The following is a 23,247-nucleotide window of genomic DNA, read 5'->3' on the forward strand; positions in this document are numbered from 1 at the left end:
CATAACTATCGAAGGATGGCTGATGGAAGCGCGCCCTCGTCTCGTATCGCTCTCTCCCGCACGACTGGCCGACGTGCGCCGGCGGACCGGTGACCGTTCCGACAGGACCATCACCCTGGCCTGCGCCGCCGGACTCGCCTACTGGGCCACCGGCCAGCGCCCCGACCAGCTGGAACTCACCCCCGCGACCCCGTTCACCGACCTCCTCGACTGGGCGGACGCGGGCGGGGAGACCAGCGGTGGCGGTCTCGCGGGGTGGGAGGTCGGCGCGGACGGCCGGAGCATCGCCGTGCCCGGCGGCGTGGACCCGGCCGAGGCGCAACTGGCGCTGGACGACCTGGCCGACTTCCCCGACCGGCCGCTCGGCACCATCGGCCCCTCCAGCGTGGCGGCCCGGCTGGAGACCCTGGCCAGGTGGAACGACACCAGGGCCGGCAGGGAGCGCCCCACCATCGTGCAGCTGTTCCGCGAGCAGGCCAGGACCAGGCCCGACGCCGTCGCCATCGTGGACGAGCGGCGGTCGCTGACCTACCGCGAGGCGGCCGCCCTGTCCAACCAGCTCGCCCACCACCTGATCGAACGCGGCCTCACCGCCGAGCAGATCGTCGGCGTCTCGCTGGACCGCTCCGCCGAGATGGTGCTCGGCCTGCTGGCCGTGCTGCAGGCCGGGGGCGCGTTCGTGCCGCTCGACCCGCGCTGGCCCGCCGCGCGCCGGGCGGTCGTGATCGAGGACGCCGGCGTGGTGCTGCAGCTCGACGCCTCCGGCACGGGCGCGGCGGGCGAGCCGGAGGCCGTGGCCGTCGATCTCGACGCGTGGCGGTTCGGCGCATACCCGGCCAAAGACCCCGAGATGGACATTCCCGGCCCCGCGCTGGCGTACGTGATCTTCACCTCCGGTTCGACCGGGCGGCCCAAGGGCGCGATGATCCGGCACGAGGCGATCAGCGAGCGGCTGCTGTGGCAGAGCCGTGAGATCCTCGGTTTCGGTCATGACGACGCGTCGCTGTTCAAGGCGCCGCTGTCGTTCGACATCTCCATCAACGAGATCTTCCTGCCGCTGGTGTGCGGCGGCCGGTTGGTGGTGCTGCGGCCGGGCGGCGAGCGCGACCCGCACCACCTGCTGAGCGTGATCGCCGAGCAGCGCGTCACGTTCACCTACCTCGTGTCGTCCATGCTGGACGTGCTGCTGGAGATCGAGGGCGGCTCGGGGCGGCTGGACAGCCTGCGGCACGTGTGGTGCGGCGGCGAGGTGCTCACCCCCGACCTGTACGAACGTTTCCGCACCCGGCTCGACATCCCCATGTACCACGGCTACGGCCCGGCCGAGACGACGATCGGCGTCTCGCACGTGATCTACCGGGGCGCCGCCGAGCGGCTGTCCACCTCGATCGGCAAGGCCAACCCCAACACCGAGCTGTACGTGCTGGACGACGAGCTGCGCCCGGTCCCCGTCGGCGTCGGCGGCGAGCTGTACGTGGGTGGCTTCCTGCTCGGCCGCGGCTACGTCAACGCGCCCGGCCTGACCGCCTCCCGCTTCGTGGCCAACCCGTTCGCCGGCGACGGCTCCCGCCTGTACCGCACCGGCGACCTGGCCCGCTTCGCTCCCGACGGGTCGCTGGACTTCCTCGGCCGGGCCGACAACCAGATCAAGATCCGCGGCATGCGGCTGGAGATCGAGGACGTCGAGATCGGCCTGGCCGAGCACCCCCGCGTCCGGCACACCTGCGTCGTCGCCAGGAAGAACGCGGCCGGCGGCACCTACCTGGTCGGATACGTCATCCCCGTCTCGGGCGCCGGCGACCTGAGTCCCGACGAGGTCCGGGCGTGGGCCGCCGAGCACCTGGTCGAGTACATGGTGCCGGCCCACCTCGTCGTGCTGAAGGAGTTCCCGCTCACCGCGAACGGCAAGCTGGACCGCGCCGCCCTGCCCGAACCGGAGCTGCGTACCGGCTCGGTCGCCGCGCCCGCCACCGAGAACGAGCGCGTCGTGTGCGCGGCCGTCGCCTCCGTGCTGCGGCTGGAGGAGGTCGGCCCCGACCAGAACTTCTTCCGGCTCGGCGGCGACAGCCTCATGGCGATCTCCCTGATGAGCACGCTGCGCGACGCGGGCCTGCACGTCACCGCGACGCAGATCTTCACCAGCCTCACCGTGGGAGCGCTGGCCGCGGTGGCCACCCCGGCCGAGGCCGCGTCAGCGGACCTTGAGGACGTCGCGACCGGCCCCTTCGCGGGGACGCCCATCGTGCGCTGGCTCGCCGGCACCACGGACGCGATCGACGGTTTCGTGCAGTCCGTGGTGCTCAACACCCCCGACGGGCTCACCGCCGACGCGCTCGGCGAGCTGCTCACCGCCCTGGTCAGGCGGCACGACATGCTGCGCGCCCGGCTGGTCCGCGAGGAGCCGTGGGGGTTCGACGTGCCCGAGCCGGACACGGCCGTGGCGAGCTGGGAGGAGAGCGACCGGCCGCTCGACGGGTGCGTGGAGCTCGCCACCGCCGGGCTGAGCCCGGACGACGGCGTGATGCTGCGGGCCGTGTGGCGGCGCGCGTCCCGGCAACTGGTGCTGGTCGCCCACCACGTGGTGATCGACGGCGTCTCGTGGCGGGTGCTGATGGACGACCTGGCCACGGGGCGGCGGCAGCTCGCCTCGGGCGCGCCGGTCGAGCTGCCGCCGGTGGGCACCTCGTTCCGGCGCTGGGCGCACCTGCTGGAACGGGCCGCGTCCGAGGCCGATCCCGGCTACTTCCAGCGTCCCCTGCCGGGTCCCGACCGCCCGCTCGGCCGGCGTCCGCTCGCCGGGTCCGACGTCGTCGCCAGGGAACGGGTGCGCACGGTCACGGCCGGCCCCGAGGTCACGGCGGCGCTGCTCGGCGAGGTGCCCGCCAGGTTCCACGCCGGGGTCAACGACGTCCTGCTGACCGCGCTGGCCGTCGCCCTCGCGCGGTGGCGGCGCGATCTCGGGCAGGAGCAGACGTTCGCGCACATCGAGCTCGAAGGGCACGGCCGCGAGGCGGGGTTCGTGGCCGGCGCCGCCGGGTTCGAGCCCGACCTGTCGCGGACGGTGGGCTGGTTCACCACGTTGTTCCCGGTGACCGTGGACCCGGGCGCGGCGGCCGACCTCACCGCGCCCGCGTACCTGTCGGCCGCGCTCAAGGCGGTCAAGGAGGACCTCGCCCGGGTACCGGACAACGGGGTCTCCTACGGGGCCCTGCGCTACCTGGCCGGCGCCGCGTTCGACGCGCCCGCGCCGCAGGTGCTCTTCAACTACCTGGGACGCTACGACGCCGGCACCCCCGGGGACTGGCAGCTCGCCGGCGCCACCGGGCAACTGGGCGAGAAGCGCGATCCGAAGATGCGGCTGCCGCGCGCCCTGGAGTTCAACGCCATCGCCGAACCCGGGCCGACGGGCGCGTACGAGCTGGTCACCAGCATCTCGTGGCCGGACGGCATGTTCACCGACGAGGACGTCGCCACCATCGGCGGGTACTTCCTGCACGCCCTGACCGGGCTGGCCGCGCTCGACACGGGCGGCCACTCCCCCAGCGACTTCGCCGCCGTCGCCCTCACGCAGGCCGACGTGGACGCCCTCGACGGCCCGGCGCTGCTCGACGTCCTGCCGCTGACGCCACTGCAGGAGGGTCTGTACTTCCATTCGGTCTTCGACGACGACTCGGCCGGCAGCTACGTCGAGCAGCAGATCCTGACGCTCGACGGCGAGGTGGACGCCGTCCGGCTCGCGGCGGCGGCCGACCGGCTGCTCGCGCTCTTCCCGAACCTGGCCGCCCGGTTCGTCGCCCTCGCCGACGGGCGCGTGGTCTCGGTGCTGGAGAGCGGCGTCACGGCACCGTTCCGCACGCTCGATCGTCCGGGGATCAGCGGCGACGAGCTGCGCGACCTGGCCGAACGTGACCGCCGCGCCGGGTTCGACCTGGCTGAGGGGCCGCTGATGCGCTACACCCTCGTCCGTACCGGGCCGGGGCGGAGCGTTCTGGTGCAGACCGTGCACCACATCGTCGCCGACGGCTGGTCGGTGCCGCCGATGCTGCGCGCTTTGCTGGCCGAGTACCACGCGCCGGGGAGTGTGCACGTACGGGACGGTTTCCCTGGGCATGTGCGGGCGCTCGCGGCGCGTGACGGCGACGAGAGCGACCGGGTGTGGCGCGAGCAGCTCGCCGGGCTGCCCGGCCCGTCGCTGGTCGCCGAGGGACACACCCCGTCGGGCCGGTTCGCGGAGACCGGCGTCGATACCTCCGGAGAGCTCTTTGCCTCGCTGGACAGCGACATCGACGCCGCCGCGCGTGCGGCGGGCGTGCCGCTGAGCGTCGCCGTGCACAGCGCGTGGGCGGTGACGCTGGGCGGCATCCTCCAGGGGCGGGACGTGGTCTTCGGCTCCACGGTCTCCGGGCGCGACGCGGACGTTCCAGGCATCAAGGACATGGTGGGGCTGCTCATCAACACGATCCCCGTACGGGCCCGGTGGGAGCGCGGTACGACGGCGCGCGACCTGCTCGCCTCGGTACGGGAGCACCAGAGCGCGGTGCTGGAGCACCAGCACGTCTCCCTGACCAGGATCGGCCGCCTGGCCGGGAGCGGGACGCTGTTCGACACCCTGGTGGTCTTCGACGTGCCGACGGACGTGATGGCGTTGCGCCGGCCCGGGGACGAGTTCGTCATCAGCGACCTGGTGAACGAGGGCGCACCGCATTACCCGCTGACGCTGGTGGTCGAGCGGGAGCCTGGCGGGCGGGCGCGGTTCAACCTGATCTACGACGGGGAGCTGCTGCGGGAGTCGCGGGCACGGGCGATTTTGCTGACCTTCAGCCGCGCCCTGACCGGCGTCCTCACCCGCCCGGACGACCCGGTCACCGTGGCCGCGACCGGCCCTTCGCCGCACGCTGCTGGGATGATCCGGCCGGTGACCCCGGGCGAGCGGACCGCGCCGGTGACGCTGGGGGGCCTGTTCGATGCCGCCGCGCGCCGTGATCCGGCCGCCACCGCCGTCACCCAGTGCGCGCTCGACGGCGGCACCCGGTCGATGACCTACGGCGAGCTGGCCGCGGCCAAGGACGAGCTGGCGGCGGCGCTGCGCGCGGCCGGGGTTCGGCCTGGCGAGCGGGTGGCGGTCGCCGTCCCGCGCTCGCTGGAGCAGGTCGTCGCCCTGATCGCGGTCGTCAGCGCGGGCGGCGCGTACGTGCCGCTGGATCTGGCGTATCCAAACGAACGGCTGGCGTACGTGCTCGCCGACGCCGCCCCGAAGGTCGTCCTCGTGGACGGGGCGGAACAGGAGCGATTCACCGAGCTGGCGGCCAGAGCGGGATCGCCGGCCCGGCTGCTCACGCTGGACGGCGAGCCGCCGTCAGACACCGCCGAGGCCGAGGTCGAAGTCGACTGGAACGACCCGGCATACGTGATCTACACCTCCGGATCGACCGGCCGGCCCAAGGGCGTCGTCGTGCCGCACTCCAGCGTGGTGGCCCTGCTCGCCGGCACCCAGCCCGACATGGAGTTCGGTCCGGACGACGTCTGGGTGCAGTTCCACTCCTTCTCGTTCGACTTCGCAGTGTGGGAGCTGTGGGGCGCACTCGCGTACGGCGGTGAGCTGCTGCTGCCTGAGTACGCACTGACCCGCTCCCCGCTCGACTTCCACCGGCTGGTCCGCGAGCGCGGGGTGACCGTGCTGAACCAGACCCCGTCCGCTTTCTACCAGTTCGCCGAGGCCGACCGGCACGCCGGCGAGCCCGTCACGTCGCTGCGCCGGATCATCTTCGGTGGCGAGGCGCTCGACCTGGGACGGCTGCGCGGCTGGGTCGAGCGGTACGGCACCGCCTCGCCGGAGCTGGTCAACATGTACGGCATCACCGAGACCACCGTGCACGTCACCCACCGGGTGCTGACCGGCGACGACTTCACCGCCGGGGACGTCAGCCCGATCGGCGGCCCGATCCCCGGCCTGACCACGTACCTGCTCGACGACCGGCTCCGTCCGGTGCCGCCGGGCCGGGTGGGCGGCATCTACGTCGCGGGCGACCAGGTGTCGCTGGGCTATCTGGGCCGGCCGGAGCTCACGGCTAGCCGCTTCGTGGCCGACCCGTTCGCGGGTGACGGGTCCCGTATGTACCACACGGGTGACCTGGCCCGGCGGACGATCGACGGCGAGCTGGAGTTCGTCGGGCGGGCCGACGACCAGGTGCAGCTCAAGGGCTTCCGCATCGAGCTGGGTGAGGTGGAGTCGGCGATCAGGGAGCTGGACGGCGTCGTGGACGTGGCCGTCACCGTGGCGGCCGGCGGCGACCATCTGGTGGCCCACGTGGTGGGGCAGGTGTCCGACGACCTCACGGCGTCCCTGTCGTCGAAGCTGCCCGCGCACATGGTGCCCGGCCGGGTGCTGCGCGTGGACGCCCTTCCCCTGACGGTGAACGGCAAGCTGGACCGCGCGGCCCTGACCGAACGCGCGGCTCTGACCGACGCCGGAACGTACGCGACCGGCGGCGCATGGGACGACCTCCCCACCACGCTCGTGAACGGCCGACCTGCGTCTGCCCTCGACGGAACGATCCCCACCCTCGGCAGCCCCACGTCTTCCTTCGGCCAGCCCGCGTCCGCCCTCGATGGGACCGTGCCCGTCGGTGACGATGCGCTGGCCGCGCTGGTCGGGGTCTTCGGTGAGGCGCTTCCCGGCGTGGACGCGGATGCCGACACCGACTTCTTCGTCGCCGGTGGGGACAGCATCGTCGCCATCACCGTGGTCAACCGGGCCAGGGCGCTCGGCCTGCCGATCACCCCGCGCGACGTGTTCCTGCTCAGAACCCCGCGCGCGCTCGCCGGACACGTCCGCACCCGCACCCCGCAGGTCACGGCACCCGTCCGCCACGAGGACGGCCCGTTGACGCCCACGCCGATCATCCTGCGCCAGCGGGAGCTGGGCGGCTCACTGGCCAGGTTCGCCCAGGCCAGGACGCTGGTGGCGCCCGAGGGCACCCGGTTCGAGGACGTCGAACGCGCCGCGAACGCCGTCGTGGCCGCGCATCCGATCCTCCGGCTGCGGCTGCGTACCGAGCACGGCGTGTGGAGCCTGCGCACCGACCCGCCCCGCACGGTCACCGTCACCCACCCGCAAGCAGCCGCCGACCCGGCGGCCGTGGCCGACGAGCTGGCCGGGCGGCTCGATCCCGAGGCCGGGGAGGTGGTCGCGTTCGCGTGGCAGGCGGCGAGCCGGACGCTGGTGATCGTCGTGCACCACCTGGCCATCGACGCGGTGTCCTGGCTGATCCTGCTGGACGACCTGGCCGCCGCCCTGCGCGGCACACCGCTCACCCCGCCGACCACCTCCTACGCCGGCTACGCCGACGCCCTGGCCACGGGAGCCACCCAGGCCCAGGCGGTCGGCACCCTCGACCGCTGGATCACCACACTCCAGGCGCCCCCACTACTGCCCAAGCCGGAAAGTCTGCGCGACACCACCGTGGAGCTCCCGCCCGAGCTGACCACCGCCGTGACCCGTACCGCGCCCGCCGCGCTCGGGCTCGGGCTCACCGAGTTGTTGTGCGGTGCGCTGCGTGCCGCGCTGACGCGCGTCCAGCCCGCCCCCACCGACCTGGCGATCGAGCTGGAACGCCATGGCCGCGTCCCAGCGGGCGACCAGCACGACTACGCCCGCACGGTCGGCTGGTTCACCGCCATCGCCCCCGTACGGCTCACCCCGCACACCGACCCCGTCGCCGCGGCGCGCGAGGTCACCGAGCGTCAGCCGGACGAGTCCGATCACATCGCCTACGGCCGGCTCAGGTACCTCAACCCGCAGACGGCCCCGCTGCTGACCGCCCGCCCGCAGGTGCTGTTCAACTATCTCGGCCGGGCCACCGAGTCCCAGGCGCTCCCCATCACCGGCGGCGACCAGGGCAGCCCGTACGCGGTCGAGGTCAACGCCTGGATCGACGCGGCCACCGGCACCCTGCGGGCCACCTTCACCCTGGCCGACGCCGTACCGGGCGAGATCGTCGGACACTGGCGGCAGGCGCTGGAGCGGATCGCGGACGCCGCCGCGACGGCCGAGCGGACGGCCCCGGTGACCCCGTTGCAACGCGGCCTGTTCTTCCAGGCCCAGCTCGCGGGCCCGGCCGGCCACTACGTCGCGCAGAACTACTTCACCTTCGACCGGCGGCTCGACCCCGGCGCCCTGGCCGAGGCGATGGCGTACGTGATCGCCCGGCACCCGGTCACAGGCGCCGGCTTCACCACCGACGCGGCCGGGAACCCCGTCCAGGTGCTCGCGGCCGGTCGGCGGGTCGGCGTGCGGACGATCTCCCTGACGACGGACGCCGAGGTCGAGGCCCTGTGCGCCAGGGATCGCGACACCGGCTTCGACCCGGGCGAGCCACCGCTGATCCGGCTCACCGTGGTGCGGCGGCCGGACGGCCGGGACGGTCTGCTGCTGAGCTACCACCTGCTGCTGTGGGACGGCTGGTCGCGGGAGATCGTGCTGCGCGACCTGTTCGACGCCTACGAGGCGGCCCTCGCGGGCGAGCCGCTGAACCCGGTCCCGGCCACGCCGAGTTTCGAGGAGCACGCCCGCGCGCTCGACGCCAGGGATCCGGATCCGTCGCGGCGGTTCTGGGCCGAGCACCTGGCCGGGCTGCCAGGACCGACGCTCCTGGCCGGGCCCACGCCGTCCCTGACGGACGCCCTGCCGCGACAGCTCGTGCACACGCTCTCCGCCGAGCAGTCGGACCTGCTGCGGGAGGCGGCGCGGACCCACGCCGTCACCCTGAACTCGCTGCTGACCGGCGCGTTCGGCCTGCTGCTCGGCGCACACACCGGCCGTGGTGACGCCGTGTTCGGGGTGACCGTCTCGGGCCGCGAGGGCGAGGGGCTGGACGGCATCGTCGGCGTGCTGCTCAACACCGTGCCCATGTGGACGCGGCCCCGCCCGTACGAGAGCGTGGGCGAATACCTGGAAGGCGTGCAGGCGGCCAGGGTCGCCGCGATGGAGCACGAGCACCTGGGGCTGGGCGAGATCCAGCGGGCCGGCGGGCACGACACCCTGTTCGACAACCTCTTCGTGCTGCAGAACTTCCTCGACCTGGACGCGCTGGCCGCGATGAACGCCCGCCACGGCATCACCTCGGTCCGCGCCGACGACTCCACGCACTACCCGTTCACCTGGGTAGTGACGCCGGGCGAGCGGTTCACGATCAAGCTGGAGTACCGCGACGACGACACCGAGCGAGCCCACGCCCTGCTCGACGACTATCTGCGCGTGCTCGGCGACGTGGCCCGCGCGACCGGGCCCGTGGGCGGATTGCCCGGGTTCGGGGCGGAGCCGGAGCGGGGCCCGCGGACGGACGTCGGCTCCGACACCGTGGTCGACCGGTTCGACCGGGCGGCCGAGCGCAACCCGGAGCGGGTCGCGCTCGTCGCCGACGGCAGGACGATGACGTTCGGGCAGCTCCAGGAGCGCAGCCGGGCCGTGGCTGGGGTGCTCGCCGCGCGCGGGCTCGGCCCGGACAGGACCGTGGGCCTGGCGATCCCGCGTTCGCTCGACTCGATCGTGGCGCTGTTCGCGGTGCTGCGCGTCGGGGCCGCGTACGTGCCGCTGGAGCTGGACCATCCGGACGAGCGGATCGCCGCGATCGTCGCCGACGCCCGCCCCGACGTGATCCTCACCGTGAGCGCCGTCTCCCCCCGCCTGACCGGCTGCTCGGCCACCGGCGGCGAGCCGACCGAGCCGGACCGGCCGCAACCCGAGCCGACCGAACTGGACCGGCCGAGGCCGCGAGCCGAGCTGATCGAGCTGGATCGGCCGCTGCCCGAGGCCGAGCCGGTCACCACGTTCGCGCCGGACGACCCCGACCGCCTGCGCCACCCCGCGTACGTCATCTACACCTCGGGCTCGACCGGCCGCCCCAAGGGCGTGGTCACCGAGTACGCCGGGCTGACGAACATGCTGATCAACCACCAGCGCCGGATCTTCGGGCCGGTCCTGGCCGAGCACGGGCACCGCATCTTCCGGATCGCGCACACCGTGTCGTTCGCGTTCGACATGTCGTGGGAGGAGTTGCTCTGGCTCGCCGACGGCCACGAGGTGCACATCTGCGACGAGGAACTGCGCCGCGACGCGCCCCGGCTGGTCGAGTACTGCCTGCGGCACACGATCGACGTCGTCAACGTGACCCCCACCTACGCGCAGCAACTGGTGGCCGAGGGGCTGCTCGACGACCCGGGACGGCGGCCGCCGCTGGTGCTGCTCGGCGGCGAGGCGGTCACGCCGGCGTTGTGGCAGCGCCTCGACGAGACGGAGGGCACGGTCGGCTACAACCTGTACGGCCCGACCGAGTACACGATCAACACCCTGGGCGTCGGCACGTTCGAGTGCCAGGACCCGGTGGTGGGCGTGCCGATCGACAACACCGACGTGTACGTGCTGGACCCGTGGCTGCGCCCCGTGCCGGACGGCGTGCCCGGCGAGCTGTACGTGTCGGGCGTCGGCATCGCCCGTGGCTACCTGGGGCAACCCGGTCAGACGGCGCACCGGTTCGTCGCCTGCCCGTACGGTGAGCCGGGCGAGCGCATGTACCGCACCGGCGACCTCGTGCTCCGCCGGCCGGACGGGAACCTCGCCTACCTGGGCCGCACCGACCAGCAGGTCAAGATCCGCGGCCATCGGGTCGAGCCGGGCGAGGTCGAGGCCGCGTTCACCGCGCATCCCGCGGTCCGGTTCGCCGCCGCGGTCGCCCAGCCGGACCCGCAGGTGGACGGCGCGTACCGGCTGGCCGCCTACCTCGTGCTGGACGGCTCCGACCTGGCGGAGGTCGCCGCCGAGGTGGGCGCCGGGCTGCCGGACTTCCTGCGGCCCACCCACTACGCCGAGGTGGCCGCGATCCCGCTGACCGTGAACGGCAAGGCCGACGTCAAGGCGCTGCCCGAGGCCAAGCCCCTGGGCGCGCTGAGCACGGCGGGCGAGCGACGGCCGGCGACCGAGACCGAGATCACGGTGTGCGAGTTCTTCGCCGAGGCCCTGGACCTGGATGATGACGAGGTGAGCGCGGTGAGCGACTTCCTGTCCCTCGGAGGACACTCCATGCTGGCGGTGCGGCTGGTCGGGCTGCTCCGCCGCGAGTACGGCCCCAGGATCACCATCCGCGACCTGTACGCCCTGCGTACGCCAGAAGCGATCGCCCGGCACCTCGATGACTGACGAACCGGCCTCCCGCGCGGGGATCCTGCGGACCACGCTGCGGCGCAACCTCGGCGCCATGGCGGGCGGCACCCTGCTCATGGGCCTCTACCAGGCCGGCGAGACCGCCTTCCCGATCGCGCTCGGCCTGATCGTCGAGCACACGATGCGCGAGCGCGACGTGGGCCGGCTCGGCCTGTCGATCGCGGCACTGGCGGTGATCATCACCACCGTGTCGCTGTCGTGGCGGTTCGGCATGCGCGTGCTGCAGAAGGCCAACACGACCGAGGCCCACCGCTGGCGGGTGCGGGTCGCGGCCTGCGCGCTGCAGCCGGTGGCCAGGGACACCGGACTGAAGTCCGGCGAGGTCCTGACCATCGCGACCGAGGACGCCGACCAGACCGCCGACATCATCGAGGTGGTGCCGCTGCTGATCAGTTCGCTGGTCGCGGTGCTGATCACGGCGGTCGCGCTGGGCCTGGCCGACGTCCGGCTCGGCCTGCTGGTCATCGTCGGCACGGTCGCGATCCTGTCGATCCTGAGCGTGATGTCGAAACGTATCGGCGCGAGCACCCGGGAGCAGCAGGCCAGGGTGGCGCGGGCAGGGGCGAAGGTGGCCGACCTGATCAGCGGACTTCGCCCGCTGCACGGTTTCGGCGGCAACTACGCGGCGTTCCGGTCGTACCGGAAGGTCAGCACGGAGGCGAAGAGCCAGGCGATCACCGTGGCCAGGGTGAACGGCGCGTACGCCGGCGTCGCGCTGGCGCTCAACGCGGCCCTGGCCGCCGCGGTGACCCTGACGGCGGGCTGGCTCGCGTTCGAGGGCCGGATCGGCATCGGCGAGCTGGTCATGGCGGTGGGGCTGGCGCAGTTCATCATGGAGCCGCTCAGGCTGTTCTCGGAGATGCCGAAATACGTGATGATCGCGCGCGCGTCGGCCGAGCGGATGGCGCTGGTGCTGGCCGCGCGCCCGGTGACGACCCCGGGCACGCGGCGCCCGTCCGCCGGCGGCGGCCTGGAGGTGGACGGCGTCCGGTACGGATCGCTGCGCGAGGTGAAGTTCCACGTGGCCGCCGGCGAGTTCGTGGCCATCGCCGCCTACCAGGCGCAGGCGGCGGCCGACCTCGCGGCGATCCTGGCCGTGCACGTCCCGCCCGGCGCCTACGAGGGCGTGGTACGGGTCGGCGGGCAGGAGACGGCGGACCTGTCGATCGAGGCGGTCAGGGAACACCTGCTGGTCAACCCGTACGACGGGGAGATCTTCGCGGGCACCCTGCGCACGAACATCGACCCATCCGGCACCACCGGCCTGCTGCCCGAGGCCGTCGAGGCGTCCATGCTGACCGACGTCGTCGCCCTCCACCCGGAGGGCCTCGACCACGGCGTCCGCGACCGCGGCGCCAACCTGTCGGGTGGGCAGCGCCAGCGGCTGTCGCTGGCCCGCGCCCTCGCCGCCGACGCCGAGATCCTGGTCCTGCACGACCCGACGACGGCCGTGGACGCGGTCACGGAGCAGCTCATCGCGCGCAACCTCGCCCGGCTCCGCCGTGACCGCACCACCGTCGTGATCACCAGCAGCCCCGCCTTCCTCGACGCCGCGGACCGCGTCCTCGTCCTGGACGGCGGCGTCATCACCGCCGACGCCACCCACCGCGACCTGCTCGGCACCGATGCCGGTTACCGCCAGGCCGTGGCCCGCTGACCTCGCCATAAAGCGAAAAGGCCGCCCTCCCTTGGCGGGGAGGGCGGCCTGCTTGTTCCACCTACACGTCGAGGCACCACATGGCGCCGTAGCCCGGCACGTAGCAGCGGTACCAGCCCTCGGGCGGCATCGCCTGCGCGGGGGCGCTGGTGATACCGACGGTGAGGGTGGCAGTGGCGACGACGAGGGCCAGGGCCGCGGCGCGGCGTACACGAGTTCTCATGGGCATCATGCAACCGGGCCCGTCTTGTGGATCACTTGGGACCGGCTGGTACGGCGCCGCGCGCCCGCCATACCTGGAACATACTCGCCCCGACCAGAATGCCGATCGGAGGTGCACGATGACCCAGACGATGACCCAGACGATGTTCCAGCTGTTAGGACGCATGGCGGTGGTCGACGGCGGGGGCCGGGCGATCAGCGTACGGGCCGCGAAGCAGCAGGCGATCCTCGCCGTTCTCGTGCTGCGGCCGGGCGGGGTGGTCAGCGTGGACCGGCTGATGACGGAGCTCTGGCCGGACGAGCTGCCGGCCACCGCGCGGGCGAGCCTGCAGACGTACGTCTACCGCCTGCGGCGCACCCTGGCGCCGCTGGCCGGCCACGGCGTCGAGCTGGTCACACTCGGGAACGGCTACACCCTGACCGTCCCCGACCGGGCGGTGGACGTCAGGACGTTCGAGCAGCGCTTCGCCCGCGGGTCGCAGGCGCTGGCCGCGGGCGGCGCGGCGGAGGCGGCCGAGCTGCTGCGCGAGGCGCTGGAGCTGTGGCGCGGGCCGCTGGCGCCGGGGATCGAGGTCGAGACCGTACTGTGCGAGCGCCGCCGCCTCGACGCGATGCACCTGACCGCGTCCGAGCTGCGGGCGGAGGCCGAACTACGGCTCGGCCTGCACAACTCCGTCATCCCGGAGCTGGAGCGCCTGGTCGAGGCCCATCCGTTCCGCGAATCCCTGTGGGAGCTGCTGCTGCGCGCCCTGGCCGGGCGTGGCCGCCGCGCCGAGGCGCTGGCCGCCTACCGGCGCATGCGGGACATCCTCAGCACGGAGCTCGGCATCGAACCCGCCGACCGGCTACGCCGGCGCCACCAGGCCATCCTCAGGGGCGCGTCCTCCTAGCCCGGCGGCGGGTACGGGCCGAAGGGGAGCGCCTCTGGCCGGCGCCTGCCAGAAGGCCCTCCCCTCAGCTCCCTTTACTCACTCAGGCGCACTGCTTCCTGGTGTAGACGGAACAGTCCGTCCTCCAGCACTTGAAGACGGTGCAACAGATGCTGCCGGTACAGGTCGTGTTGACGACGATGCACCGCGCGGTGCAGGCGGCCTGCGCGTCGCCGGACGGCACGACGAAGGCGACGATCCGGTCAGCCAGGTCGGTGATGAGTTTCACCTTGCTCCACCTTTCCTCCCACGTCTTACTCGCACAGAGTGACCGTCCGGTAGGTGCAGTCCGCGTTGTAGCAACGCATCTTGTAGCAGCCGGTGTTGGGGTCGTAGCTGATCTGCACGCACCTCGGGGTGCACGCGGCGTCGGCCTTGACGGTCGGGATCAACCGGTCGATGAGCTTGTCCAGCATTCCTTCTTCACCTCCTCTCCCGTCTCGGGTTCCATGGGCGCGGCATCACGGTCAGGCACCTCGTGATAGCCGCGGGCTTGGAGGCGGAAGAGACGGGCGTATTCGCCGTCCACCGCCATGAGGTCGTCGTGCGAGCCCCGCTCGGCGACGGCCCCGTCCTTCAGCACGACGATCAGGTCGGCGTCGCGCACGGTGTTCAGCCGGTGGGAGACGAGCAGGCTGGTCCGGCCCGCGCGGTGCCGCCGCATCCGGGCGTGCACGTCGGCCTCGGCCTCGGGGTCGAGGCCCGAACTCGGCTCGTCGAGGATCATCAGGTCGCGCCCGTCGCGCAGGAAGGCCCGGGCCAGGGCGGTCCGCTGCCACTGGCCGCCGGAGAGCACGACGCCGGTGGCGGCGTCCGCGCGGTCCTCCTCACTGGTGAACATCCGGGTGAGCAGCGTGTCGTAGCCGCGCGGCAGGCCCGCCAGCAGCTCGTCCACGCCTGCCCTGCGCGCGGCGGCGCGGATCCGGCCAAGGTCGTCGCGCGCGCCGACGTCGCCGACGCCGATGTTGTCGCGGGCGGAGAAGTCGTAGGCCATGTGGTCCTGGAAGACGCCGCTGATCCGCTCCCGCAGTTCCTCCGGCCGCACGTCGCGCAGGTCGGTCCCGTCCCAGAGGATCGCTCCCCTGGTCGGGTCGTAGAAGCGGCAGAGCAGTTTGACGAGCGTGCTCTTGCCCGCGCCGTTGAGGCCGACGAGCGCGACCGAGGCCCCGTACGGGAGATACAGGTCGACGCCGCGCAGGATCCAGGGATGTTCGTCGCTGTAGCGGAACCACACGTCGCGCAGCTCGATCCCCCGGCGCAGCGGCGGCAGCGGGGCGGGGTCGGCCGGCGGGGGCAGGTCGGGCTCGGCCCTGATCACCGCCACGTAGTGGCCGAAGAGGCGCAGGTTGTGGTCGGTCGCCGCGATGCCGGTCACCAGCGCGTCGAGTCCGCCCTGGACCGCGACGACGGCGACGGTGAACATCGAGACGTCCCCGACGGTGAGCGTGCCGGTGCGGGCCGCGGCGATGGCCCAGACGAGCCCGCCCCCGGCCACCACGGCGGACAGCAGGGCGAGCGCCCCCTCCGCCGACAGCTCCTTCCTGTCCATCCGCCGCTTGCCCGCGTGCGCCGTCGCCAGCTCGGCCATGAGCCGGCCGCGCAGGAATCCGCCCGCGTTGAAGAGCCTGATCTCCTTGGCCGCCTCGATCGTGCTCAGCAGCGTGCTGTAGAAGAGCTGCCGCCGCTCCGCCGGGCCGATCTGCCACATCATCGCCGTACGCCGCCGCGACAGCTTCAGCTGCGCCACGAGGGCCGGCCCTGCCGCGCACAGCACGACCACCGTCATGACGGGACTGATCACCAGCAGCGAGCCGACGAAGCCGATCACGGTGACGGCGGAGCGGACCAGGCCGAACGCCTCGGTGACGATGCCCTCCGCGCGCGACGTGCCCTCCTGGGCCAGGCGCAGCCGGTCGAGGAAGCGCGGGTCCTCGAACGGCCGCAGCCCGGGAAAGCGGGCCGTGGCCGCGAAGAGCCGATCCGTCGTTGTGGCCGCCATGGCGCGGCCGATCTGGCCGCCGAGGTAGCGCGAGCAGTGCGGCAGGATCGCGGCGGCGACGCCGGTGCCGGCCAGCCCCGCGGCGAGGCCGAGCAGCCCGGCCAGGGAAGCTGAGCCGGTGAGTCCGTCGATGACCAGCTTGGTCAGCCAGGCCACCGCGACGGGCGCCGCGGCCGTGCCCAGCAGGGTGACCGCGTACCCGATCATGGGAGCGGCGGCGGCGTTCCAGCCGGTGGCGACCGCCTCACGCGCGGCGGCGCCCAACCGGGCCCCGTCAGCGGCCATGCCGCTGCCTCTCCAGCTTCCTGACGGTGACGGCGTGCAGGTCGGCGGCGTGGAAGTAGCCGTGCTCGCGGGAGTCGAAGCTGGCCTCGGTGTTGTCACCGATCAGCACGAACCTGCCGTCGGGGACGACGTCGCCGGCGACGGCCCACCTCACCTGCTCGGGCACCGGATCGCCGGGCACGGCGGCGACGCGCTTGATCAGGTACTTGCTGCCGGTCGGGCGCGGGCTCAGCACGACCGCGATCTGCCCGCTGCGCAGCTCCGCCAGGTCCGTGCGCCGGGACAGGAGCCGGTCCCCGTCGGTGAGCGTGGGCGCCATGCTGGCGCCGTGCACCCGGATCACCAGGTACGTCCTGCGCAGCCGTACGGCCATAAGGGCCAGCCCCGCGACCGCGCCCGCCGCCGCCAGATACGCCCACCTCATGACGCCCCCGCCGCGGCGGGCAGGTCGTGCCCGCTGGTGACGATCGTGTCGCCGGCGCCGACCGTGAGCACGGTCGGGAAGGCGTTGACCCCGAACGCCGTCTGAAGCGGCCCCTGAGGCGGCTCGGTGACGACGCGCGCCACCTCCGCGAGCAGCCCGGCCTCGGCGGCGGAGTCCTCGCCAGGGGCGGAGACGACCACGGCGAGCACGGCGTCCGACGTGCCGCGCGCCCGCTCCACGAAGAGCGGAAGCAGGTCCTCGCAGGGCCGGCAGCCGTGCGAGAAGAAGCCGATCAGCGCGGGCGTGCCGAGCAGTTCGTCGGAGATCGGCTCGCCGCTCGTGGTCGTGGCGGCGAACTGGGGGATCCGCGTGCCGGGCGGCAGGCTGTCCGCCGCCGACGCCGCGCTCTGCCGGCGCAGCCGGCGGATGACACCGACGGTCAGCAGCAGGTTCAGCACGCCCAGCAGACCGACCAGTACGACCGCGGCGACCAGGTACTGCATCTCACCCTCCCCGATCCGTCCATCAACGCCCCGGCGAGCTTCGCCGGCCGCGAATCTGGATATTTCACGACCCTGCTAGCCCGGCTCTCGCGCGCCGCTAGCCCGGCGGGAAGAAGGGGGACGACGCGCGGAGGCGCACGAGAGGGAGGCGGCGCGCCGGGCCGGTGACGCGCGGGGAGGTGACGCGCCGGGCCGGTGACGCGCAGGACGGCGACGCGCAGGACGGCAACGCGCAGGACGGCAACGCGCAGGACGGCAACGCGCGGGCAGGTGATCGACTCGGCCGGGGCGGCGACGCATGATGGGCTGTATGAGCGATTTCGACCCCGCCGACGTCCGCGTGATCGCCTTCGACATCTTCGGCACCACCTTCGACTGGTACACCGGCGTCTCCGAGCAGGTCTCCCTGATCGCCGCCGAGCAGGGCGTCACGATCGACGGCGGCCGGTTCGCCGACGACTGGAGGGGCCGCTACGTCCCCTCGATGCGGACCGTCAACAGCGGCGAGCGTGACTGGGCCTACCTCGACACGCTGCACCGCGAGTCGCTGGACGACCTGCTGGAGCTCCACGGCGTGGCCGACGCGTTCGACGAGGCGGCCCGCCGGCGCCTGGTCCGCGTGTGGCACCGGCTGCCCGCCTGGCCGGACGCGGCCACGGGGCTGGCCCGCCTGCGCCGGCGGTACGTGCTGGCGGCGCTGTCGAACGGCGGGTTCGCGCTGCTGACCAACCTGGTCCACCACTCGGGGCTGCCGTTCGACTGCGTCGTGTCGGCCGAGCTGGCCCGGGCGTACAAGCCGTTGCCCGCGCCTTATCTGACCGCCGCCGACCTGCTCGACGTGGAGCCGGGCCAGGTCCTCATGACCGCGGCGCACGCCTGGGACCTCGACGGGGCACGCGCGGCGGGGCTGCGTACCGCGTTCGTGGAGCGACCGCTGGAGAAGGGGCCGCACGGCGCCCCTGACCGCGCCGAGGACGCCACCAGCGACCTGGCCGTCACCGGCTTCACCGGCTTCGACGGGCTCGCCGACGCGCTCGGCTGCTGAGCCCGCCCGAACGCCTTGAAGATGTAGTCCGGCTGGGCGTCGTGGACGGCGGTATGCCGGAGGTATGCCGGATCCGAACGCCATGCCATGACGTCGCCCGGAAACGTCAATCCCCGGCTGCGCAACTGGTCATATTAGGACAAGCATTCGCATAGGGATCAGAAGTCCTGGATACCGTCAGCGTATGGCCGGGCTACGCTCTCCTCTCCGACCGCGGCGCCGCCCGTTCGTGAACTCCATCCGGGTGCGCTACACCATCGCGGTGGGCGTGCTGTTCCTGATGATCCTGACGGTGGTCGGCGCGCTGGTCTCCCTGGGCGTGCGCAACACCGTCGCGGCCGACCTCAACGAGGACATGCGCCTGACCATCGTCGACTGGGCCACCGAGATGCGGCCCGGTCACATCCCGTCGCCCAAGCCGAACGCCCGCGCGAAGTACCTCCAGCTCGTCGACTCCAAGGGACGCGTGGTGGTGTCCAACGCCGCGGCGGCGGGCAAGCCGCCGCTGAGCACGATCCGGCCGTCGCACGACAACCGCCTCCAGGACACCAAGTCCTGCCCGTCGTGGGAGTCGGGCAGGTGCCTGCTGGTCACGATCCTGCGGCTGGACGACAGCGCGGCCAGCACCCTGTTCGGCGGCGAGCCGCACTACGTCTACGCGGGCACGATGGAGCCGCCCGCCCTGGCCATGCGTTACCTGGAGGCCGGCATCGTGGCCGCGGTCCTCTTCGCCTCCGCGACGGCCTCGTGGAGCACCTGGATGGTGGTGGGCAGGACGCTGCAACCCGTACGGGCGATCAGCACGAAGATGCGCAAGGCCGCGGAGAGCGACCTGAACCTGCGTGTCCCGGAGCCGCCGGGCAACGACGAGATCGCCGAGTTCGCCCGCACCTCCAACATCTACCTCGACCGGCTGGAGAAGGCGGTGAGGGCGCAGCGCCGGTTCGCCTCGATGGCCTCCCACGAGCTGAGGTCCCCGGTCGCCGCTCTGCGCACCCAACTGGAGGAGGCGCTGCTGTATCCGGAGGACGCCGACCTCCGCCTGACCCTGCAGCACACGTTGCGCAGCACGGAACGCCTTGAGGCGATCATCGACGATCTGCTCGCCTACACCAGGGTCACTGGCGCCCTTCCTGCGGCGTACGAGCCGCTCGACCTCGCCGAGCTGGTGGAGTTCGAGGTGACCGCGCTCCCCCGCTACGGCGCCGAGGTCCGGCTGCGGGTGGTGGACCGCCCGATCGTGCTGGGCTCACGGATCCAGCTCTGCCGGGTGCTGACCAACCTGCTGGCGAACGCGCGGCGGCACGCCAGATCACGCATCGACGTCACCGTCGAGCAGTACGGCGGGCAGGCCGTGGTGAGCGTGCACGACGACGGCGCGGGCATCGCCCCCGAGGACCGGGAGCGGGTCTTCGACACCTTCGTCCGGCTGCGGGAGGCGCAGCTCCTGGATCCCGGGGGCACCGGGCTCGGCCTGGCCATCAGCAGGGAGACGTGCCAGGCCCACGGCGGGTCGCTCACCGTGGCGGACGACCCGGTCGGAGCGCGGTTCGTGCTGCGCCTGCCGTTGCCGGAACCGGCCCCCAAGGACGAGCACGCCGGCTGACGGCACGCCTGGGCCCGCCGTGGATGCGGCGATGTCCTCCGGGTTTGCACCGAGATGACATGCATTCCCAGTTTTTGGCGAGGTATTAACTCGCTTCATGCCGTCGCCGGGGCCCGGCCTGCACCTCCCGCTACGGCCCGTGTGCTCGACTGGGCGCATGAGGGCTGGGCGAGACTGGTCGATCATCACGCGCATCACGGTGTTCGCGGGCGCGGTGGCGACGCTGCTGTCGGCGCTGCTGGCCGTCTCGGTGATGCTCGCCATCCACAAGTACGTGACGCAGGACCACATCAACGAGATCGCCGTGGACGGCGGCCGGGTGGCTCACGAGATCGAGCACGACGGCGTCCACCCCCTCATAATCGAGGAGGACGGCCGCGATCTGCAGGTCGTCGACGCCACGGGCAAGGTCGTCGCCTCGACCCCGCGGCTGCGTGGTCAGCCGCCGATGGCCGACTTCACGCCCCTGCCCAAGGCCATGGCCAGCAACGTCGTCTGCGGCGGCGTGTTCCCCGACGGCGACTGCAGGCTCGTGGTCGCGCAGTCGGCCTACCGCGCGGGACAGGACTGGGTCGTCTACAGCTCCGGCCGCACGATCCCGCTCTACGTCGCCCCGTGGCTGTCCGCGACGGTGTTCGGCGCCGCCGCCCTGATGGCCGCGGCGATCACAGTCCTCGGCCATCGCATCGTCACCACCGCGATCAGACCGGTGAACACCATCCGCGCGGAGCTCGAAGCGATCGGCGAGAGCTCTCCACAGCGCCGGGTGCCCCTGCCGCCGACCCACGACGAGATCCACGACCTGGCCGAGAGCGTGAACCGGACCCTGGCCCGCCTGCACGCCGCGATGTCGCAGCAGCGCAACTTCACCTCGAACGCCTCGCACGAGCTGCGCACCCCCATCACGGCGATCCGCGCCGAGGTCGAGGACGCCCTGGTCGCGCCCGAGGAGACCACCGTGCGAAAACTGGGCGAGGCCGTGCTGGTCAGCGTGAACCGGATCGAGACGATCGTCGGCGACCTGCTGGCCATCGCCCGGCTGGAGGCGGCGCAGCCCGTCGACGGCGAGCCGGTCGACCTGGCCACGCTGGTGAGCGCGAAGTGCCGGGACGTGCCCGGCCGGCGCAAGGCGTTCGACTGCGCGCTGCAACCCGGCGTCGTGGTGACCGGCGATCCTTCGCAGCTCTCCCGCCTGCTCACCAACCTGCTCGACAACGCCGAGCGTCACGCCGCGGGCACCGTCACCGTCCGCGTCTCGCACGAACCGGCGTCCGGGCACGACGCCAAGCGCTTCCCGATGGGCGTGGCGCTGCTGGAGGTGATCGACGACGGGCCCGGCATCGAACCGGACAAGCGCGAGCTCGTCTTCCAGCGCTTCGCCCGCCTGGACACCGCCCGCGACAGGAACACCGGCGGCTCCGGGCTCGGCCTGGTGATGGCCAGGAAGATCGCCCATGCGCACGGCGGCACCCTCCGGGTCGAGGACAGCACCGCCGGCGCCCGATTCGTCCTGCGCCTGCCGCTGGCCGCCGTACCCGTTACTGCAGCCCCGCGCGGACGGACGTGATGCGCTGGGTGTTGAAGCCGAGCCAGTGCATCCGGCCCACGTAACGGGCGTGCTCGACCTTGATGCAGCGGTCCATGACCACCGTAACGCCGCCGTCCTCGGCGATCCGGACGCCCTCCTCGTTGATCACGCCGAACTGGCACCACATTGCGCCCGCCTTGATCGCCACGGCGTCGCGGGCGATGCCGGGCAGCGCGTCCGGCGCGCGGAAGACGTTCACCAGGTCCACCGGCTCGGGCACGTCGAGCAGGCTCGGATAGCTGGTCTCGCCGAGGATCTCCTTCTCGCGGGGGTTCACCGGGATCACCCGGTAGCCGTGCCGCTTGAGGTAGTAGCCGACGAAGTAGCTGGCCCGCAGCTCGTTGCCCGACAGGCCGACGATCGCGATCGTCCTGGTGGAGTGGAGCACGCGCTGGATCGTCAGCGGGTCCTGATAGCGAGCGAGATCGGTCATGCCGTCTCCACCTTCTTCTCGATCGTCGCGGCGACGCGGGCGAAACCCTGTTCAAGATCCCAGATGAGGTCCTCGACGGACTCGGTGCCCACCGACAGCCGCACCGTACCCGGTCCGACGCCGGCCGCGCGCAGCTCATCGTCGCCGAGCTGGCGGTGCGTGGTGCTGGCGGGATGGATGACCAGGCTCTTGGCGTCGCCGACGTTGGCCAGGTGCGACCAGATGGTCAGGCCGCCGATGAGGCCCTGGCCGCCGGCCCGGCCGCCGGCGCAGTCGAAGGAGAACACCGCGCCCGCGCCGAGCGGCAGGTACTTCTCCACCAGCGCCTTGTGCCTGCTGCCCGGCAGGCCGGGATAGGTGACGTTCGAGGCCAGCTCGTGCTCCTCCAGGAACGCCGCCACCGTGCGCGCGTTCTCGACGTGCCGGTCCATCCGCAGCGACAGCGTCTCCAGCCCTTGCAGGAACAGAAAGGCGTTGAACGGCGAGAGCGCCGCGCCCAGGTCGCGCAGGGTCTCGGCGCGCAGCTTCATCAGATAGCCGTACGTGCCGAAGGTCTCATGGAAGCGCAGCCCGTGATAGGCGGGCGACGGATCCGCGATCACCGGGAAGCGCCCGTTGGACCAGTCGAACGTGCCGGCCTCGACGACCACGCCGCCGATGCTGGTGCCGTGGCCGCCGATGAACTTGGTCGCCGAGTGGATCACGATGTCGGCGCCCCACTCGATCGGGCGGCACAGGTAGGGCGTGGCGAACGTGTTGTCCACGATCAGCGGCAGCTCGTGCTCGTGCGCGATGGCCGCCACGGTCTCGATGTCGAGCACGTTGCCGCCCGGGTTGCCGATCGTCTCGCCGAAGAACGCCTTGGTGTTCGGGCGGACCGCCTGCCGCCACGCCTCGGGGTCGTCGGGATCGACCCAGGTCAGCTCCACGTTCATCTTGCGCAGCAGGTGCTTGAGCTGGTTGACGGTGCCGCCGTAGAGAGCCGAGGAGGAGACGACGTGGTCGCCGGGCTCCAGCAGGGTGAAGAGCGCGGCCGCCTGCGCGGCGATGCCGCTGGCGAAGGCCACCGCGCCCGCGCCGCCTTCGAGGTTGGCCACGCGCTCCTCGAACACCGCGACGGTCGGGTTCATGATCCGCGAGTAGGTGTTGCCGTATTCCTGGAGGTTGAAGTAGGCCGCCGCGGACTCGGGGTCCTCGAAGACGTAGCTGGTCGTCTGGAAGATCGGCACCGCGCGGGCGCCGGTGTTGGGGTCGGGCCGCTGCCCTGCGTGCAGCTGGCGGGTCTCGAACCCGAACGCGCGGGCCTGTTCCTGACGGGAGGGCTTGTCGGTCACGAAC

The 23,247-nt window shown here is 72.5% G+C and carries 15 protein-coding genes; 7 read left to right on the forward strand and 8 right to left on the reverse strand.

Annotated features, from left to right (window positions below; all coding sequences use genetic code 11):
• The first annotated feature begins 22 nt into the window (after nt 1-22).
• The gene (locus AB0C27_RS22200; protein WP_357846783.1) at nt 23-11,194 is read left to right on the forward strand and encodes an amino acid adenylation domain-containing protein; all 11,172 of its coding nucleotides are present in this window, start codon (nt 23-25) and stop codon (nt 11,192-11,194) included.
• Nucleotides 11,187-12,875 carry an ABC transporter ATP-binding protein gene (locus AB0C27_RS22205; protein WP_357846785.1) on the forward strand — a complete coding sequence of 563 codons (1,689 nt, stop codon included), beginning with the start codon at nt 11,187-11,189 and terminating at the stop codon, nt 12,873-12,875. The genes AB0C27_RS22200 and AB0C27_RS22205 overlap by 8 nt, the downstream gene beginning before the upstream one ends.
• Nucleotides 12,876-12,936: 61 nt before the next feature.
• On the opposite strand, the gene AB0C27_RS22210 is transcribed toward AB0C27_RS22205, so the two are convergent.
• On the reverse strand, nt 12,937-13,098 hold the full coding sequence (locus tag AB0C27_RS22210; RefSeq protein ID WP_357846787.1) for a hypothetical protein: 162 nt from the start codon (nt 13,096-13,098) through the stop codon (nt 12,937-12,939).
• A 118-nt stretch (nt 13,099-13,216) separates the two neighbouring features.
• Between AB0C27_RS22210 and AB0C27_RS22215 the strand changes: the two genes are divergently transcribed.
• Nucleotides 13,217-13,987 carry a BTAD domain-containing putative transcriptional regulator gene (locus tag AB0C27_RS22215; RefSeq protein ID WP_357846789.1) on the forward strand — a complete coding sequence of 257 codons (771 nt, stop codon included), beginning with the start codon at nt 13,217-13,219 and terminating at the stop codon, nt 13,985-13,987.
• Nucleotides 13,988-14,069: 82 nt separating this feature from the next.
• Here AB0C27_RS22215 and AB0C27_RS22220 read toward each other — a convergent pair whose 3' ends face one another.
• From AB0C27_RS22220 to AB0C27_RS22240, 5 genes are read right to left on the reverse strand one after another with little or no spacing between them, the layout of a single operon-like run.
• On the reverse strand, nt 14,070-14,255 hold the full coding sequence (locus AB0C27_RS22220; protein ID WP_346107550.1) for a hypothetical protein: 186 nt from the start codon (nt 14,253-14,255) through the stop codon (nt 14,070-14,072).
• A 25-nt stretch (nt 14,256-14,280) separates the two neighbouring features.
• Nucleotides 14,281-14,442, reverse strand: coding sequence for a hypothetical protein (locus AB0C27_RS22225; RefSeq protein WP_326630037.1), 162 nt, complete (start codon nt 14,440-14,442; stop codon nt 14,281-14,283).
• Nucleotides 14,415-16,310, reverse strand: coding sequence for an ABC transporter ATP-binding protein (locus tag AB0C27_RS22230; RefSeq protein WP_357846792.1), 1,896 nt, complete (start codon nt 16,308-16,310; stop codon nt 14,415-14,417). Before AB0C27_RS22230 ends, AB0C27_RS22225 begins: the two co-directional genes overlap by 28 nt.
• On the reverse strand, nt 16,300-16,734 hold the full coding sequence (locus tag AB0C27_RS22235; protein WP_357846794.1) for a S26 family signal peptidase: 435 nt from the start codon (nt 16,732-16,734) through the stop codon (nt 16,300-16,302). Before AB0C27_RS22235 ends, AB0C27_RS22230 begins: the two co-directional genes overlap by 11 nt.
• Complete coding sequence (locus tag AB0C27_RS22240) at nt 16,731-17,237, reverse strand: hypothetical protein (protein WP_357846796.1); 507 nt, start codon at nt 17,235-17,237, stop codon at nt 16,731-16,733. The genes AB0C27_RS22235 and AB0C27_RS22240 overlap by 4 nt, the downstream gene beginning before the upstream one ends.
• A 164-nt stretch (nt 17,238-17,401) precedes the next feature.
• Between AB0C27_RS22240 and AB0C27_RS22245 the strand changes: the two genes are divergently transcribed.
• The 4 genes from AB0C27_RS22245 to AB0C27_RS22260 all read left to right on the forward strand — a co-directional run bounded on the left by AB0C27_RS22245 (nt 17,402) and on the right by AB0C27_RS22260 (nt 21,455).
• Nucleotides 17,402-17,539, forward strand: a complete 138-nt coding sequence (locus AB0C27_RS22245) for a hypothetical protein (protein WP_357846798.1) — start codon at nt 17,402-17,404, stop codon at nt 17,537-17,539.
• A gap of 8 nt (nt 17,540-17,547) precedes the next feature.
• A complete protein-coding gene (locus AB0C27_RS22250; protein ID WP_357846800.1) occupies nt 17,548-18,282 on the forward strand; it encodes a haloacid dehalogenase type II in 735 nt (244 codons plus the stop codon).
• 229 nt (nt 18,283-18,511) lie between these two features.
• On the forward strand, nt 18,512-19,888 hold the full coding sequence (locus AB0C27_RS22255; protein WP_357846802.1) for a HAMP domain-containing sensor histidine kinase: 1,377 nt from the start codon (nt 18,512-18,514) through the stop codon (nt 19,886-19,888).
• A 157-nt stretch (nt 19,889-20,045) separates the two neighbouring features.
• Complete coding sequence (locus AB0C27_RS22260; RefSeq protein WP_357846804.1) at nt 20,046-21,455, forward strand: HAMP domain-containing sensor histidine kinase; 1,410 nt, start codon at nt 20,046-20,048, stop codon at nt 21,453-21,455.
• Here AB0C27_RS22260 and AB0C27_RS22265 read toward each other — a convergent pair.
• Both AB0C27_RS22265 and AB0C27_RS22270 read right to left on the reverse strand, forming a co-directional pair.
• On the reverse strand, nt 21,427-21,909 hold the full coding sequence (locus tag AB0C27_RS22265; RefSeq protein WP_357846806.1) for a CoA-binding protein: 483 nt from the start codon (nt 21,907-21,909) through the stop codon (nt 21,427-21,429). The two genes, AB0C27_RS22260 and AB0C27_RS22265, sit on opposite strands and share 29 nt — an antisense overlap.
• Complete coding sequence (locus AB0C27_RS22270; RefSeq protein WP_357846808.1) at nt 21,906-23,243, reverse strand: O-acetylhomoserine aminocarboxypropyltransferase/cysteine synthase family protein; 1,338 nt, start codon at nt 23,241-23,243, stop codon at nt 21,906-21,908. Before AB0C27_RS22270 ends, AB0C27_RS22265 begins: the two co-directional genes overlap by 4 nt.
• Between the last annotated feature and the right edge of the window lie 4 nt (nt 23,244-23,247).

This window comes from Nonomuraea sp. NPDC048882 (assembly GCF_040649755.1).
GTDB lineage: Bacteria > Actinomycetota > Actinomycetes > Streptosporangiales > Streptosporangiaceae > Nonomuraea > Nonomuraea maheshkhaliensis.

Excerpts from the sequence above, each read along its gene's own strand:
- AB0C27_RS22200 (WP_357846783.1), top strand. The coding sequence starts at position 23 with ATGGAAGCGCGCCCTCGTCTCGTATCGCTCTCTCCCGCACGACTGGCC.
- AB0C27_RS22205 (WP_357846785.1), top strand. The coding sequence starts at position 11,187 with ATGACTGACGAACCGGCCTCCCGCGCGGGGATCCTGCGGACCACGCTG.
- AB0C27_RS22210 (WP_357846787.1), bottom strand. The coding sequence starts at position 13,098 with ATGAGAACTCGTGTACGCCGCGCCGCGGCCCTGGCCCTCGTCGTCGCC.
- AB0C27_RS22215 (WP_357846789.1), top strand. The coding sequence starts at position 13,217 with ATGACCCAGACGATGACCCAGACGATGTTCCAGCTGTTAGGACGCATG.
- AB0C27_RS22225 (WP_326630037.1), bottom strand. The coding sequence starts at position 14,442 with ATGCTGGACAAGCTCATCGACCGGTTGATCCCGACCGTCAAGGCCGAC.
- AB0C27_RS22230 (WP_357846792.1), bottom strand. The coding sequence starts at position 16,310 with ATGGCCGCTGACGGGGCCCGGTTGGGCGCCGCCGCGCGTGAGGCGGTC.
- AB0C27_RS22235 (WP_357846794.1), bottom strand. The coding sequence starts at position 16,734 with ATGAGGTGGGCGTATCTGGCGGCGGCGGGCGCGGTCGCGGGGCTGGCC.
- AB0C27_RS22240 (WP_357846796.1), bottom strand. The coding sequence starts at position 17,237 with ATGCAGTACCTGGTCGCCGCGGTCGTACTGGTCGGTCTGCTGGGCGTG.
- AB0C27_RS22250 (WP_357846800.1), top strand. The coding sequence starts at position 17,548 with ATGAGCGATTTCGACCCCGCCGACGTCCGCGTGATCGCCTTCGACATC.
- AB0C27_RS22260 (WP_357846804.1), top strand. The coding sequence starts at position 20,046 with ATGAGGGCTGGGCGAGACTGGTCGATCATCACGCGCATCACGGTGTTC.
- AB0C27_RS22265 (WP_357846806.1), bottom strand. The coding sequence starts at position 21,909 with ATGACCGATCTCGCTCGCTATCAGGACCCGCTGACGATCCAGCGCGTG.